The sequence below is a fragment of the Enterococcus sp. 5H genome (assembly GCF_028128615.1).
Lineage (GTDB): Bacteria > Bacillota > Bacilli > Lactobacillales > Enterococcaceae > Enterococcus_L.
Window position 1 is genome coordinate 178,540 of record NZ_AMDP01000022.1, and the last position, 14,632, is coordinate 193,171.

General features: G+C 34.4%; 12 protein-coding genes and 1 other annotated feature (1 of these 13 cut by a window edge). Of the genes, 8 read left to right on the forward strand and 4 right to left on the reverse strand.

Going from position 1 to position 14,632, the window contains the following annotated elements; genetic code table 11:
* Positions 1-3 (forward strand) — a binding site (T-box leader) (it extends 216 nt beyond the left edge of the window).
* Between the two features lie 83 nt (positions 4-86).
* The gene (locus C240_RS10100; RefSeq protein WP_271495003.1) at positions 87-2,732 is read left to right on the forward strand and encodes a valine--tRNA ligase; all 2,646 of its coding nucleotides are present in this window, start codon (positions 87-89) and stop codon (positions 2,730-2,732) included.
* A gap of 53 nt (positions 2,733-2,785) precedes the next feature.
* On the opposite strand, the gene C240_RS10105 is transcribed toward C240_RS10100, so the two are convergent.
* A complete protein-coding gene (locus tag C240_RS10105) occupies positions 2,786-3,379 on the reverse strand; it encodes a TVP38/TMEM64 family protein (RefSeq protein ID WP_271495006.1) in 594 nt (197 codons plus the stop codon).
* A 21-nt stretch (positions 3,380-3,400) separates the two neighbouring features.
* Positions 3,401-5,959, reverse strand: a complete 2,559-nt coding sequence (locus tag C240_RS10110; RefSeq protein ID WP_271495009.1) for a YfhO family protein — start codon at positions 5,957-5,959, stop codon at positions 3,401-3,403.
* Positions 5,960-6,312: 353 nt separating this feature from the next.
* Between C240_RS10110 and C240_RS10115 the strand changes: the two genes are divergently transcribed.
* The 4 genes from C240_RS10115 to C240_RS10130 all read left to right on the forward strand — a co-directional run bounded on the left by C240_RS10115 (position 6,313) and on the right by C240_RS10130 (position 9,390).
* Complete coding sequence (locus C240_RS10115; RefSeq protein ID WP_271495012.1) at positions 6,313-7,635, forward strand: bifunctional folylpolyglutamate synthase/dihydrofolate synthase; 1,323 nt, start codon at positions 6,313-6,315, stop codon at positions 7,633-7,635.
* A complete protein-coding gene (locus C240_RS10120; RefSeq protein ID WP_271495015.1) occupies positions 7,619-8,281 on the forward strand; it encodes an HAD family hydrolase in 663 nt (220 codons plus the stop codon). Before C240_RS10115 ends, C240_RS10120 begins: the two co-directional genes overlap by 17 nt.
* Positions 8,282-8,372: 91 nt before the next feature.
* Positions 8,373-9,041 (forward strand): RadC family protein, encoded by a 669-nt coding sequence (gene radC / locus C240_RS10125; protein WP_442896591.1) that lies wholly within the window; start codon positions 8,373-8,375, stop codon positions 9,039-9,041.
* A 148-nt stretch (positions 9,042-9,189) separates the two neighbouring features.
* On the forward strand, positions 9,190-9,390 hold the full coding sequence (locus C240_RS10130; protein ID WP_069636133.1) for a cold-shock protein: 201 nt from the start codon (positions 9,190-9,192) through the stop codon (positions 9,388-9,390).
* 219 nt (positions 9,391-9,609) lie between these two features.
* Here the strand turns inward: C240_RS10130 and C240_RS10135 are convergent, their stop codons facing one another.
* Positions 9,610-9,759 (reverse strand): hypothetical protein, encoded by a 150-nt coding sequence (locus C240_RS10135; RefSeq protein ID WP_271495030.1) that lies wholly within the window; start codon positions 9,757-9,759, stop codon positions 9,610-9,612.
* A 177-nt stretch (positions 9,760-9,936) separates the two neighbouring features.
* On the opposite strand from C240_RS10135, the gene C240_RS10140 reads away from it, so the two are divergent.
* Positions 9,937-10,389 (forward strand): universal stress protein, encoded by a 453-nt coding sequence (locus tag C240_RS10140; RefSeq protein ID WP_271495033.1) that lies wholly within the window; start codon positions 9,937-9,939, stop codon positions 10,387-10,389.
* Positions 10,390-10,486: 97 nt separating this feature from the next.
* On the opposite strand, the gene C240_RS10145 is transcribed toward C240_RS10140, so the two are convergent.
* Positions 10,487-11,041 (reverse strand): TetR/AcrR family transcriptional regulator, encoded by a 555-nt coding sequence (locus C240_RS10145; RefSeq protein WP_271495036.1) that lies wholly within the window; start codon positions 11,039-11,041, stop codon positions 10,487-10,489.
* A gap of 157 nt (positions 11,042-11,198) precedes the next feature.
* Between C240_RS10145 and C240_RS10150 the strand changes: the two genes are divergently transcribed.
* Both C240_RS10150 and C240_RS10155 read left to right on the forward strand, forming a co-directional pair.
* Positions 11,199-11,900, forward strand: a complete 702-nt coding sequence (locus tag C240_RS10150) for an ABC transporter ATP-binding protein (RefSeq protein WP_271495039.1) — start codon at positions 11,199-11,201, stop codon at positions 11,898-11,900.
* An 11-nt stretch (positions 11,901-11,911) separates the two neighbouring features.
* Entirely contained in the window at positions 11,912-14,632 is a 2,721-nt protein-coding gene (locus C240_RS10155) for an FtsX-like permease family protein (protein ID WP_271495042.1), read from the forward strand.

The following is a 14,632-nucleotide window of genomic DNA, read 5'->3' on the forward strand; positions in this document are numbered from 1 at the left end:
GAATACGAAAGTATTTTAGGGCTTATTTTTTATTTTCACGCAAGACTTACTAGTCATTCAAATAAGAAGAGAAAGAAGGAAAATCTATGACAGAAGAAAAAAATCTACCGACAAAGTACCAGCCAAATGAAGTAGAAAAAGGTCGTTACCAAAAATGGTTAGATCAAGATTTATTTAAACCAAGTGGGGATCAAAAAGCCAAACCTTATTCAATCGTGATTCCACCGCCAAACGTTACTGGAAAACTACACTTAGGTCATGCGTGGGATACAACCTTGCAAGATATGATTATTCGTCAAAAAAGAATGCAGGGTTTTGATACATTATGGTTACCAGGAATGGATCATGCTGGAATTGCAACACAGGCTAAAGTAGAAGAAAAATTAGCAGAACAAGGTATTTCCCGCTATGATTTAGGACGTGAAAAATTTGTTGAACAAGTTTGGGATTGGAAAGAAGAATACGCTTCTCATATTCGCGAACAATGGGCAAAAATGGGACTATCTTTGGATTATAGCCGTGAACGCTTTACTTTAGATGAAGGTTTATCAGAAGCAGTTCGTAAGGTTTTTGTTTCTCTTTACGAAAAAGACTTAATTTATCGTGGAGAATATATCATCAACTGGGATCCAAAAGCTAAAACAGCTTTGTCAGATATTGAAGTTATTCATAAAGATATCGAAGGTGCTTTTTATCATATGAGCTATCCGTTATCTGATGGAACAGGTGTGGTAGAAATTGCAACCACTCGTCCAGAAACGATGTTAGGAGATACTGCGATTGCTGTTCACCCGGAAGATGAGCGTTATCAAGCATTGATTGGTAAAACAGTCACATTACCATTAGTGGATAAGGAAATTCCAATTATTGCTGATGAATATGTAGATATGGAATTTGGAACAGGTGTTGTAAAAATTACGCCAGCTCACGATCCAAATGACTTTGAAGTTGGTAATCGTCATGATTTACCACGTGTAAATGTGATGCATGAAGATGGTTCAATGAACGAACTTGCTGGAAAATATGCTGGTATGGATCGCTTTGCTGCACGTAAAATGATTGTTTCTGATCTAAAAGAAATCGGTCGCTTAATCAAAATAGAAACAATGAATCATAGCGTTGGACATTCCGAACGTACTGGTGTGGTTGTCGAACCGCGTTTATCTACACAATGGTTTGTTAAAATGGTGCCATTAGCTGAACAAGCAATGAAAAATCAAGGCACAGAGGATGCAGTTGAATTCTTCCCACCACGTTTTGACCAAACCTTTATGCGTTGGATGGAAAATGTTCATGATTGGGTTATTTCTCGTCAACTATGGTGGGGACATCAAATTCCTGCTTGGTATCATAAAGAAACTGGTGAAATGTACGTTGGCATGGAAGCACCAGCTGATATCGAAAATTGGACTCAAGACTCTGATGTGCTGGATACATGGTTTAGTTCTGCTCTATGGCCGTTTTCTACAATGGGTTGGCCGGATGAAGAAGCAGCTGATTATCAACGTTACTTCCCAACTAGCACATTAGTTACTGGTTACGATATTATTTTCTTCTGGGTAAGCCGGATGATGTTCCAAAGTTTAGAATTTACTGGTAAAGCGCCATTTAAAAATGTCTTGATGCATGGGTTAATCAGAGCAGAAGATGGACGTAAAATGAGTAAATCACTTGGTAATGGTATTGATCCAATGGAAGTAATTGAAAAATATGGAGCAGATGCGCTTCGTTGGTTTATGTCAAACGGTTCAACACCGGGTCAAGATATGCGTTTCAGCTACGAAAAAATGGATGCTTCATGGAACTTTATCAATAAAATCTGGAATGCTAGCCGTTTTGTTATTATGAATGTTGAAGGAATGAGCTATGCTGATATTGATTTTAGTGGCGAAAAAACGGTAGCGGATCGTTGGATTTTAACACGTTTAAATGAAACAATTGAGCGCGTAACTGATTTATTTGACCGTTTTGAATTCGGTGAAGCGGGTCGTCAACTGTATAACTTCATCTGGGATGATTTCTGTGACTGGTATATTGAAATGAGTAAAGAAATCCTTTATGGTGAAAATGAAACAGCTAAACAGACAACACGCAGTATATTAGTCTATACCTTAGATCAAATCTTACGTTTGCTGCATCCAATTATGCCGTTTGTAACGGAAGAAATTTGGGAAAGTATTCCGCATCAGGGAGACTCATTAGTAGTTGCTGATTATCCTGTTGCTCACGCTGAATTTTCTGATGAAACAGCAGCGCGCGGAATGGAAGTATTAAAAGAAGTGATTCGTGCGGTTCGTAATATTCGTGCAGAAGTAAATACACCTCTTTCTAAACCAATTACGTTATTAATTAAAACAAGTGATACCGCGATTGATAAATTCTTGATTGAAAATACTAACTATATTGAACGCTTCTGTAACCCTGAAGAATTAACAATCAGTAGTGATATCATCCCGCCGGAATTAGCAATGTCAGCTGTTTTAACTGGAGCAGAGCTATATTTACCTCTAGCTGGTTTGATTAACGTAGAAGAAGAAATTATCCGTTTAGAAAAAGAATTAGATAAATGGAACCAAGAAGTAAAACGAGTGCAAGGGAAATTATCTAATGAGCGTTTTGTTTCAAATGCGCCAGCAGATGTTGTTGAAGCAGAAAAAGCCAAAGAAAAAGACTATTTAGAAAAACAAGTAATCGTAAAAGAACGAATTGCTCAATTACGGACAGTCAATTAAAGAGTAAAAAAGCAGGTAGTGTACATTTCCGTACACTGCCTACTTTTTTGTCTTTAAACCGAAAGAAATCGTTCAAATACGAATAACATTACATAACCATAAGTGGCAACTGACCAAAGTTTAAACACGAGTAAAACTTTCATGTATTCTTTAAATGGTAAGTCAGCAAGACCAGCAACTAGACAAACGAGATCATCTGGTGCAAAAGGAATTAATAAAGTAACAATCATTAATTTTTTAATGCCTTTTTCTGGTCGATCCAGCATTTTCTCAAATTTCAAATACCGTTTTTTAGGTAGAATCAAACGAGCAAACGGTCTACCATAATGGCGGGCTAACCAATAAGCAAGGATATCTCCGATGACTAAACCAATGTAGCTGTATATAATGCCGGGAATACTGCCAAACATTAGCATACCAACTACTGTAGAAATACCGCCTGGAAGAATCGGCACAATTACTTGAAGAATTTGTAAAAATATAAAAATCAAGATTGCATATTCACCAAATTGTTTGATAAAGGTTTGAAGTGAATGGACGGAATGAAAAATCCCTTTAGAATATCCGTACGCAACTAAAATTGTGAAACCAATAAGTCCGATAATCGGCAGTACATAGATGATCCGTTGAACAATTTTTTTACCCATGGCTGCAGTTTCCTCTCCCGTTTACTTAATTCTTCTTTTTACGAGTTGATAAAATAATACGCCAAATAATACAGAAATGCTAATGATAACCCCTACAAAGAAGGTTTTCTGTTGGTAGTGCATTGTTATTTGATGGTTTCCAGAAGATAGTGAAATTCCGATAAAGTTACCTAAAATTCTTTGTGTCGTTACTTCTTTTCCATCAACTTTAATTTGCCAATTTTTATCATAAGGAACAGCTAAATAGAGCAGGTTATCAGCATCCGAATCCGCTACTGTTATTTCGCCAGTAAGTGTGCCTGTATTGTCTTTGTTTAATTGAATTGCCTGGTTTTTTTGTTCATCAATGAAAGAATCAAAAGTGTCTTGTTGTAATGTTTTTAACTCAACATCTTTTTCCTCAAGGCTAGTTTTAGATTCGATTTCCAGCTGAACGGTTTCATTTTTTGTGAACTGTCCTAGATTAAATAATTGATTGGTAACAATATAAATAGAGGGCTTGATGGTTTCCCCATTTACTTTAAAGGAAGTGACTTTTTTCCAATTGAAATCAGGGATGTACAAGTACAATTCTCCGTCAGCAGTTGTTTTTGCTGTTAGAGAGTATAGGTTGTCCTCTGTTTTTTCCCAAGCATTTTTTTGTGCTTCTTGGAAATAACCAGTAGTATTTTCCTTAATGGCTTGTAAAATTAATTCCTGATTTTCTAAAGGAGTGTTATCAGCTAATTTAATTGAAGCAAATGATTCTGGGACTAAAAAGCCCATGCCGAGTGCTTCTGAATTTTGGTAAACATTGGTTGAGGCTTCAGTAGACTCATTTTTTTGCTCAGTTTTTTCTTCTGGTGTAATCTGATATTTAACGTTTAAGAGAAAATTAATTACTTTTGATTCATCCACGTAAGCAATTCGACGATCATTTTTTTGATATAAGCCTAGGGCATTCAAAGTATCTTGGGTTTTCGAATCTAAGGTTGAGGTATAGCTTGAAACCCCTGCATATCTATAAAGCATTGGATTGTTATAGCCGTTATGTGTTTCCTTATAACCAGCAGCTTCAGCATCAACTGTTTGCTTTATTCTAAATAAATCTGGATTTTCAGTTTTAAGATCAGAAATAATCTTGTCCTGTACTTGATAAGTTTTAGCGAATAATTCTTGGTTTCCGAACGGAATCACTTTAAAGCTAGTCCAGAAATTAAATACTAACTCAAAGCAGACCACAAATACGATTAAAGCTTGAATAAGTATTTTATATTTAAAAGATGGCTTTTGGACTAAATAAATTAAACCGTAAATAATCCAAATTGAAAAGAAACTAATGAAACTATAGCGTATAGACAATAGACTATTCTGCCCTTTTGAAAATGCTAAAGCGATGTAACCAATAATTAGAAAAGCTGAAAAAATGCTTGGAACAATGAGCTTCAGTTTTGCTCCTTGTCTAAGTTTCAGCGCTGCTTCGTAAGCAAATTTTATAATCAAAAAACTGAAAATAAACGTATTTCTGTATGGAAAACCAGCTGGACTTTGGAACATATGCCAAATTGTATTGATTAATTCCAGCCAAAAACTTAGAAAAAGAGCACCTAATAAACAAGCCGCACCGATTTTTTCTTTCTTAGAAATTTCAGCTAATTGAAAATAAGCAATAACCAATAAGACCATTAACGTACCAGAAAAAATAGTTGGTAAATGCTCTAAACGTAAATTAAAATTAATGCTTCCAATCCCAAATTGAGAAAAAAAGCTCAAACCAAATCTTGGTGTTGGTAAAAAAGTAAAAGCATCGAAACTCGTTTTTTTAGTAGCCAGCATTCCTTCAATCGCAGGAATTAAAATAAAACTCGTACTGATTCCTGTAAAAAAAGAAGTAACAAAAAACAAGCGCCCTTCTTTAATAAATCCGAAAAATGATTTCTTCTGGCTTGACTCAGAATTAAGATAATACCAATAAATACTGTAACATACAGCGAAAATACAAAGCATGTAACCCATATAATAATTTGTAATAATTGCTAAGAATAGAGTTGTACAATAAAGCCAATACTTTTTATCATTCCATAGATATTGAATACCTAAAACAAGCAAAGGCAGTAAAATCAAAGCGTCTAGCCACATAAAATTTAAACAATAAACTGTCACAAAACCACACAAACTATAAGAAGTTGAAAATAGTAATGTAAGCCAATTAACCTGCCGATAAGTCTTTTGTAAATAATAAAACATCGTAGTACCCATCAAAGCAATCTTTAAAGTAATAATAAATAAGATCGCAACAGGTAATTGTTCATACGGGAATAGCAAGACGAGAAAATTAAATGGACTTAATAAATAATAAGCACTTAATGGTAAAATCGTTCCTCCAAGTGCATCAGAAAAGGAATAAAGAGAAGACGAATCTCCTTGGAAAAAATCTTTAAATGCGCTTAAAAACGGCATATATTGCGTACCTAAGTCACTAACCAAAAGATTATTATTACCAAATGGAGCTAACCCCAAAATACTCCAAAGTACGATCAACAATAAAAATGGAAGCAAAAAACTTCCGCCGATCAGTAAATTTTTTTTACGTTTTAACATTGTGTATACTGCTCCTTTATTCTAATAATTTGTAACTGTTTTAGGATAAAGGTCCAATTAATTATAAAAATCAAACGAACTACCTACAACAATAGCTTTCGAAGAGATGTTACTATTATTTATTAGTCTATCATGTAATTAAATAATAAGACAAAAAAATAAACCTATGTTCACTTCATACATAGAGTCTTGTTTATTCTATCATACTTACGTTCTTTTTTTTGTTTAGAAAGTTATTTTTACCTTTTTTTATGAATTAGATTTTTTAAGAAAAACGACTTGAAGTTTCAAAGTATTAATTAGTGAAAAGCAATGCAGCTTTCGTTATAATAGAAGTGCGAGGAGTTGATAAGATGTCATTAACAATAGAAGAAGCAATTGAATGGATTCATAGTAGACTGCCATTTGGCTCCAGACCGGGACTTGAACGGGTTGAAGAATTACTTAAAAGAGTTGGCAATCCAGAAGAGAAAGTTCCCACAATCCATATTGCAGGTACAAACGGTAAAGGATCAACGGTTACTTATTTGCGCTGTATGCTTGAGGAGTTAGGCTTAAAAGTCGGAACATTCACTTCACCCTACATTGAACATTTTAATGAACGGATAGCGATAAATGGTCGTGGAATCTCTAATAGCCAGTTAGTTCATTATGTGGAAAAATATCAGGCACTTGTTAGTGAAATGGATCAGCAAGATAAGAGTGCTGGTATCACAGAATTTGAAACACTTACTGCAATGGCTTTTGATTATTTTTTGGATGAAAAAGTAGATATTGCAATTATTGAAGTTGGTCTCGGTGGTTTGTTAGATAGTACAAATGTTGTTAAACCAATGCTGACAGCAATTACGACTATCGGTAAAGATCACACTGAAATCTTAGGAGACACCCTTGGAAAAATTGCCTTTCAAAAAGCTGGCATTATTAAAGAGAACATACCAGTTGTAACAGGGAATATCGAAGAAGAAGCTTTTATCGTTATTGATGAAATAGCTAAGAAAAAACATAGTCATCTTTATCGTTTTGGTGTAGATTATAAAGCGGAATATTTACATCCTGATAAAAATTGGGGCGAAGTTTTTCACTTTTATGGAGAAGCTGGCAAACTGCCAAATATAAAAGTATCATTATTAGGTAGACATCAAGTTGAAAATGCCGCAGTTGCTATTCAGCTATTTTATCTCTATTGTCTTAAGCAAAAAATTAATTTTTCTGATCGTGATGTTTATCAAGGCTTACGTAAAGCTCAATGGCCTGGCCGTATGGAAAAAATAAGCGATGAACCGTTTATTATTTTGGATGGTGCTCATAACGATCATGCGATGCGTCGTTTGGCAGAAAATCTAAAAAAAGAATTTCCTAATCGAGAAATCAATATTTTATTTTCAGCATTATCAACAAAAAATGTTGATCAAATGATTGGGATGTTGAAGAAAGTACCTAATGTTCATTTATATTTAACCACCTTTGACTATCCTCGAGCGATTGATCTAACTAAGATGGAACACTTTGAAGATGAAAAAACGGAAATTGTTTCACTGTGGCAGTTTGGCTTGGGAGAAATCCTAGAAAAAATGTCAGCAGATGACCTACTGGTAGTAACAGGGTCGCTTTATTTTGTATCACAAGTACGAGAATTATTATTGAATGTAGGAGGAAATGATGAAGAAAATTGATGGTGTAATTTTTGATATGGATGGCTTGTTATTTGATACGGAGTTAATTTATTATGAGTCAACACAAAAGATTGCGGATGCAATGAATTTTCCATATGATAAAGAACTTTATTTACAGTTTCTAGGTGTTTCTGATGAAGAGGTACAAGAAAATTATCATCGTATTTTTCAGGACTTTGGGAAAGAACGAGTGGAAGAATTTATTCAGCGTTCATATGAAGATACGTATCAAGTATTTGAATCTGGAAAAGTTCCTTTAAAAGAAGGTGTTTTGGAATTACTTGATTATCTTGATGAGCTGGAAATACCGCGGATTGTCGCTTCAAGTAATGTTCGCCCTGCAATCGAACTATTGTTGGATGGTGCTGGAATCAAGGAGCGTTTTTCTGGAATAGTTTCATCAGAGGATGTTACTCGAGCAAAACCAGATCCAGAGATATTCAAAAAAGCTTTAACGGTTTTAGGAACTAACGCTGCGGATACATTAATATTTGAAGATTCCTTTCATGGTGTAACAGCTGCTGATGCTGCAGGGATTCCAGTAATTATGGTACCAGACTTGTTAGCACCATCGGATGAAATCAAAGAGAAAACGCTAGAAATCTTTGAAAGCCTGAAACAAGTTCCGACTTATTTGCAAAAATAAAATAGAATTCTCACTCCTTTGCGTATCTTTTATTAGAAGCTGTAAAAGGAGTGATTTTTTGCTTAAAGAAGAGAAATTATTTATTCGAGAAATGCCGGAGGACTGTTTGCCTCGGGAACGTTTAGAAGAAGTTGGAGAAAAAGCTTTGTCTAATCAAGAATTATTAGCTATTTTATTAAGAACGGGTTCAAAGAATACTCATGTGATGGAGGTTGCTTCAAAGTTTTTAAATTATTTTAGTCACCTCTATGAATTGAAGAATGCAACATTGACAGAAATGATGGACGTCAAGGGAATTGGTCGGATCAAAGCAATTGAATTACGTGCTGCGATCGAGTTTGGTTATCGGATTCAGCAAAGTACGCAGTTAAAACTAGGAAAAGTTTCATCTAGCTATCAAATTGCTCAAAATCTAATGAATGAATTACAGGATTTTCAGCAAGAACATTTGGTTTGTTTATATTTAAATACAAAAAATGAAGTAATTAAACAAGAAACTGTTTTTAAAGGTTCACTGAATCAATCCGTTGCTCATCCAAGAGAAGTCTTCCGCAGTGCTGTAAAATATTCTGCCGCACGTTTGATATTAGCTCATAATCACCCTTCTGGTAATCCAACTCCGTCAGAAAGTGACATTAATTTCACACGTAGAATGCAGAAGTGTGGGAAAATGATGGGTATTGAAGTTTTAGATCATATTATCATTGGTCAACAAGTTTACATCAGTATGAGAGAAGAAAATTTTTTCAGTATAGAATAGCTAGATTTCTTGCAAAAAAAGGGGTCCGCGTGTACAATGTAAGGGTAATCTTGTTTGGAAAATTATAGAAGTTTTAGTTATTAAAACCCTCTATCGTAGTACGGGCAAAGTTACAATATTTAGTGCTTAAGCACGAGGAGGAACAGGAATGGAACAAGGAACAGTGAAATGGTTTAACGCAGAAAAAGGATTTGGATTTATCTCTCGCGAAGATGGAAGCGATGTATTCGTACATTTCTCAGCTATCCAAGGAGACGGATTCAAAACTTTAGAAGAAGGCCAATCTGTAAGCTTCGACGTTGAAGATTCAGATCGCGGACCTCAAGCAGTTAACGTAGAAAAAAACTAATTCGTCCATTCAAAAACATCTGACATTTGTCGGATGTTTTTTTTGTTTAATTATGTAAAAAAATGAAATAAAATCGGAAAAATATAGAATAAATATTTTGTCTAAATCGCAATCAAAAATAAATAAAGACAAACAAAAAAGGCATCCATGATTTATCCATTCATGTGATGCCTTTAGATCGTATTAGAACTTGAATCGCTCATTTAGGTTGATAACTCCTTAAATAGATTTTTTCAATTCTTTTACTGCTTGTGTAATCGTGATACCATAAGCCACGTTTGCTTGGTTATTTGCATCGATAGCCATAAACAAATTTCGCTCTGTATCAAGTGCTACACGGTATTTTAATACTTTATTACCAAATGTCATAATGATTCTCCTTTCTTGATTCATATGAAAGGCAACGAGATCTGATAACGAAATTCCAAAATCACTATATCATGGTTTTGTTAAATTGTAAAGATAAAAATTAAAAATTAACAGAATCTTTGTTGAAAACGCTTTTTCGTAGTACAATAAAGGTATAATAAGAAGGAGGTTTTTCTCATGGGAGAAACATATAAAAATATTTTAGTTGCTGTGGATGGATCAGATCAGGCGGAAGTAGCCTTTCAAGAAGCGATCAAAATTGCTAAACGTAATGGTGCAGCATTACATGTCTTATACGTGATTGAAGAAATGTCTAATTATTTTGGGGAATTAACAATGTCAATGGGCACAGTAATGGAAGAGTTGCGGGAAAATGAAGAAGAAGAAATGAAAAAAAGAGCTGTAAAAGCCCATGAATTAGGAGTAGAAAATGTTCATACCTATGTGATGTATGGCTATCCTAAGTCATTAATTGCGGATTTTACTGAAGCAGAAGAACCAATGGATCTGATTGTTATTGGCAGAACTGGGTTGAACGGTTTCCAAAGAGCAATTGTAGGTTCAACAACTTCTTATGTAGTAAACCATACGGATGCAAATGTCCTAGTAGTAAATACCACAAAAAAATAATTTGAAGAATAAAACAGTTGTAAGCAGCATTCCTTAAAGGTTGCTCACAACTGTTTTTTGACTTGTAAGAACGAAATTATTCAGTTAAATACTTGTATCATTCGTAGATATTTGTTTCAAACACATCCACTAATAATCGGCTTACTTTTTGAGCAGACATAGTAGAAAAATCTTTTAACCAGCGTTCGATCAAGCCAACAGACCCGCTAACAAAATAAGCAAAATACAATTCAAGTTCTTCTTCAGTTGTTTGATTAAAGTAATGCTGAAATCGTTGAAATGCCTCTGGTTTGACGATCTCTAATAAATCCGTCAGCAAGTGTTTACTACTTGTATTGGCCAGAATTAATTGGCTGATATGTTTATTTTTTTTGAGAATAGTCAAAACGGTTTCTAACCAAACATCTAGAGGAAGTTTATCCATTTGAATATTTTCAAGAATTTCGTTAATAAATTCCTTTTCAATATGCTGCAATAAATCATATGGATTTTTATAGTATTTATAAAAAGTACCACGGTTGATATCTGCAGCGTCAGCAATGTCAGTCACGGTAATTTTAGTAATATCTTTTTGTTGAAGTAGTTCTAGAAATTCTTCGCGAATAATTTTTTTAGTATACTGAGTACGTCGATTGTTTGGAATTCCGCTCATAATGATTGACCTCCTTTAGGAAAATAAACAAAAAAAGATAATCTGTTGATTTTATAACAAATGCATGGATAGTTGAGGATTGATTTCTTTTTTCCAGACTATTATACTAACAACATGTCATAAAAGCAACGACTGTTCAAAAGATGGAGGTAACAGTATGAACTATGTAGAAGTCAAAAATGAATTTAAACGCTATAAAATGGGTGAAACAACGATCACCGCAAATGAAGATATTTCTTTTAACATAAAAAAAGGTGAATTAGCAGTTATTTTAGGTCCAAGTGGCGCTGGAAAATCAACCGTTCTGAATATTTTAGGCGGTATGGACACGCCAGATGAAGGACAAATTATTATTGATGAGACTGATATTGCGAAGTTTTCTGATAAAGAATTAACGATGTATCGTCGAGAAGCGATTGGTTTTGTTTTTCAATTTTACAATTTAGTTCCTAATTTAACGGCTAAAGAAAATGTTGAACTGGCAACAGAAATTTCTCCTAATGCGTTAGATCCAGTTGAGGTTTTGACACAAGTTGGGCTAGAAGATCGCTTGAATAATTTTCCATCGCAACTATCCGGTGGTGAGCAACAACGTGTTTCAATTGCTAGAGCACTAGCAAAAAATCCTAAATTGCTTTTATGCGATGAACCAACAGGAGCTTTGGATTTCGAAACCGGAAAACAAGTACTGAAACTTTTGCAAAATGCTAGTCGTCTAAATGGCAATACAGTTTTAATTATTACTCATAATGCCGCAATTGCTCCAATCGCTGATCGTGTAATTCGAATCAATGATGCCAAAGTTCGTTCTGTAGAAGTAAACGAAAATCCAATTTCAATTGATGAAATTATTTGGTAGGAGTGATGAAGATGAAAAATAGAACCTATGTGAAAGCAAGTTTTCGTGAAATCACACAATCAAAAGGACGTTTTATCGCAATTAGCCTAATTATCTTTTTGGGTACTTTACTTTTTGTCGGTGTTAAAGCTGCTGGTCCAATTTTGAATCACTCAGCTAGTCAATACGTTGATAACCAAAATTTAGCAGATATGCAGATTATTTCAACTTTGGGAATTACTGAAGATGATGAAAAGCTAGCTAAAGAAATTCCTGATGCTAAAGTGGAATCAGGTTATCAATTTTATTATGCAGACGCCAAGAAAAATGAAGTAGTTCAAGTTTTTTCTTATAATGAAACGAACCAGCAAAATCAGTTAGTCTTAAAAGAAGGTCGTTTGCCAAAAAGTGAAACAGAAATTGTTTTAGATGATATCGCGGCAAAAGATGGTTACAAAATTGGCGATACTTTTTCAATTAACGATGAAGAGCAATTAAAAAATAAAGAATATACCATTGTAGGTTTTGCCAATTCCCCACTGTTTATTTCTACAACAGAACGTGGTTATTCAAATGTTGGAAATGGAACAGTAGATTATTTTGTGTATGTGCCGGAGTCAAATTTTAAAGCGGATGTTAAATCGGTTTTATATATTCGATTTGATAATGTCAAAGGGCTGGAAACATACAGCCAAGAGTATAAAAATCAAATTGAGAAAAATCGGGATTCGGTGAAAAAAATCTTCAAAAATCGTCCGGAAGAACGGTTAACAGAAATTCAAAATGAGGCTCAAACAAAACTGACAGATGCAAAAACTGATCTTGCTGATGGTCTGGCTCAATTAGAAGCAGGGCAAAACCAATTAAATCAAGCACAAGATCAACTTATTCAACAAAAACAAGCATTACAACAACTTCCCGAAAGTCAACAAGCAACGCTATTAAGTCAACTTACAAGCGCTGAAAGTGAACTAGCGACTCAAAAAGCTGAACTTGATGCAAACAAGACTAAACTAGAAAAAGCGCAACAAGAAATTGCAACTAATGAAGCTGAAATCAATCAAATGAAAGTCCCGACGTATCTTTTTAATGTTCGAGCGGATAATCCAGGTTTTCAAGAATATGGAGATCTTTCCGAGCGTATTGCAGCGATCGCTGATGTTTTCCCAGTCTTCTTTTTCTTCATCGCAGCTTTAATTACCTTTACTACGATGACCAGAATGGTAGAAGAAAACCGACGCGAAATTGGTACATTAAAAGCACTGGGTTATACCAAATTTGAAATTTCTAAAAAGTATATTATTTATGCATTATTAGCATCCGCTCTCGGAATTATTACCGGTGTGATTGCAGGAACAGAGCTGTTACCTCGAATTATTTATGAGTTATCCAGTGATCGCTATACATTAGGCGGAGTGAAGATTTATTATGTTTATACGCCAATTATTCAAGCGACATTAGCTTTTCTAGCTGCTGCACTTGGTTCAGCGTTATTGGTGCTCTTTAGAGAATTGCATGATAAGCCAGCACAATTATTGCAGGCTCGTGCACCTAAACCGGGAAAACGTATTTTCTTAGAGTATATTACACCGATTTGGTCACGCCTGAATTTTAATCAAAAGGTCAGTTACCGAAATATTTTCCGTTATAAATCAAGAATGATTATGGCAATCATCGGAATTTCTGGTTGTGCGGGGTTAATGGTCGCTGGTTTTGGTTTAAAAGATTCGCTGAGTTCAGTTACAGATCAGCAGTTTGGACCGATTATTGATTATCAGGCAATTGTTACATTAAATGATGACGCTGATACAACAAAAGATCAGGAGAAAGTTATCGCGGAGTTAAATACAGAATCGGCAATAAAAAATCATTTAATGATTCATAGTGAAACAGTTGAACTTAGAGCTTCAGGAAAAGCAAATCTAAACTTAACGATGAATGTACCAGAAAATAAAACAGAATTTAAAAACTATATTCATATGACAAATTTAGATGGCAAAACAGTTCTGTTATCCGATCAAGGTGCTTTTATCACGCAAAGAGCTGCAGAATTATATGGGATCAATAAGGGAGACGAACTGACGATTTACGATCAGGACCAAGAACCAATCAAAATAAAAATTCAAGATGTAATTGAAAACTATTTAGGTAACTTTTTATACCTCTCTAAAGACTATTATAAAGAAGTAACGCAGCAAGAGTTTCAACCAAATACACTATTAGTTCAGACGAGTAAGATGTCTGAAACCGCTGAAACAGAATTATCAGAGCGTTTATTAGCGACAGATAAAGTAACAAATACAACTTTTATGTCTACGCAAATTAAAGCGCAAGAAGATTCAATGTCCAATTTGGATGCGATTGTAGTGATTTTTGTTGTCTTATCAGGTGCTTTGGCATTCGTTGTTTTGTATAACTTAATTAATATCAATGTTTCAGAACGAATTAGAGAACTATCAACAATTAAAGTTTTAGGCTTTTTTGATAAAGAAGTGACGATGTATATTGTCCGTGAAAATATTGTATTTACTTTATTAGGAATTGTTTTTGGTTATGGGATAGGCTATGTATTAACGGAATTTATTTTACAGCAAGCTTCCATGGAAAATGTGATTTTTCCGCTAGTTATTCATTGGCCAGCTTACGTAGTTTCGGGAGGAATGACGATAATCTTTACAATTATTGTGATGGCTGTTACTCATTTTAAATTGAAACATATTGATATGATCGATGCTCTAAAATCAAATGAATAA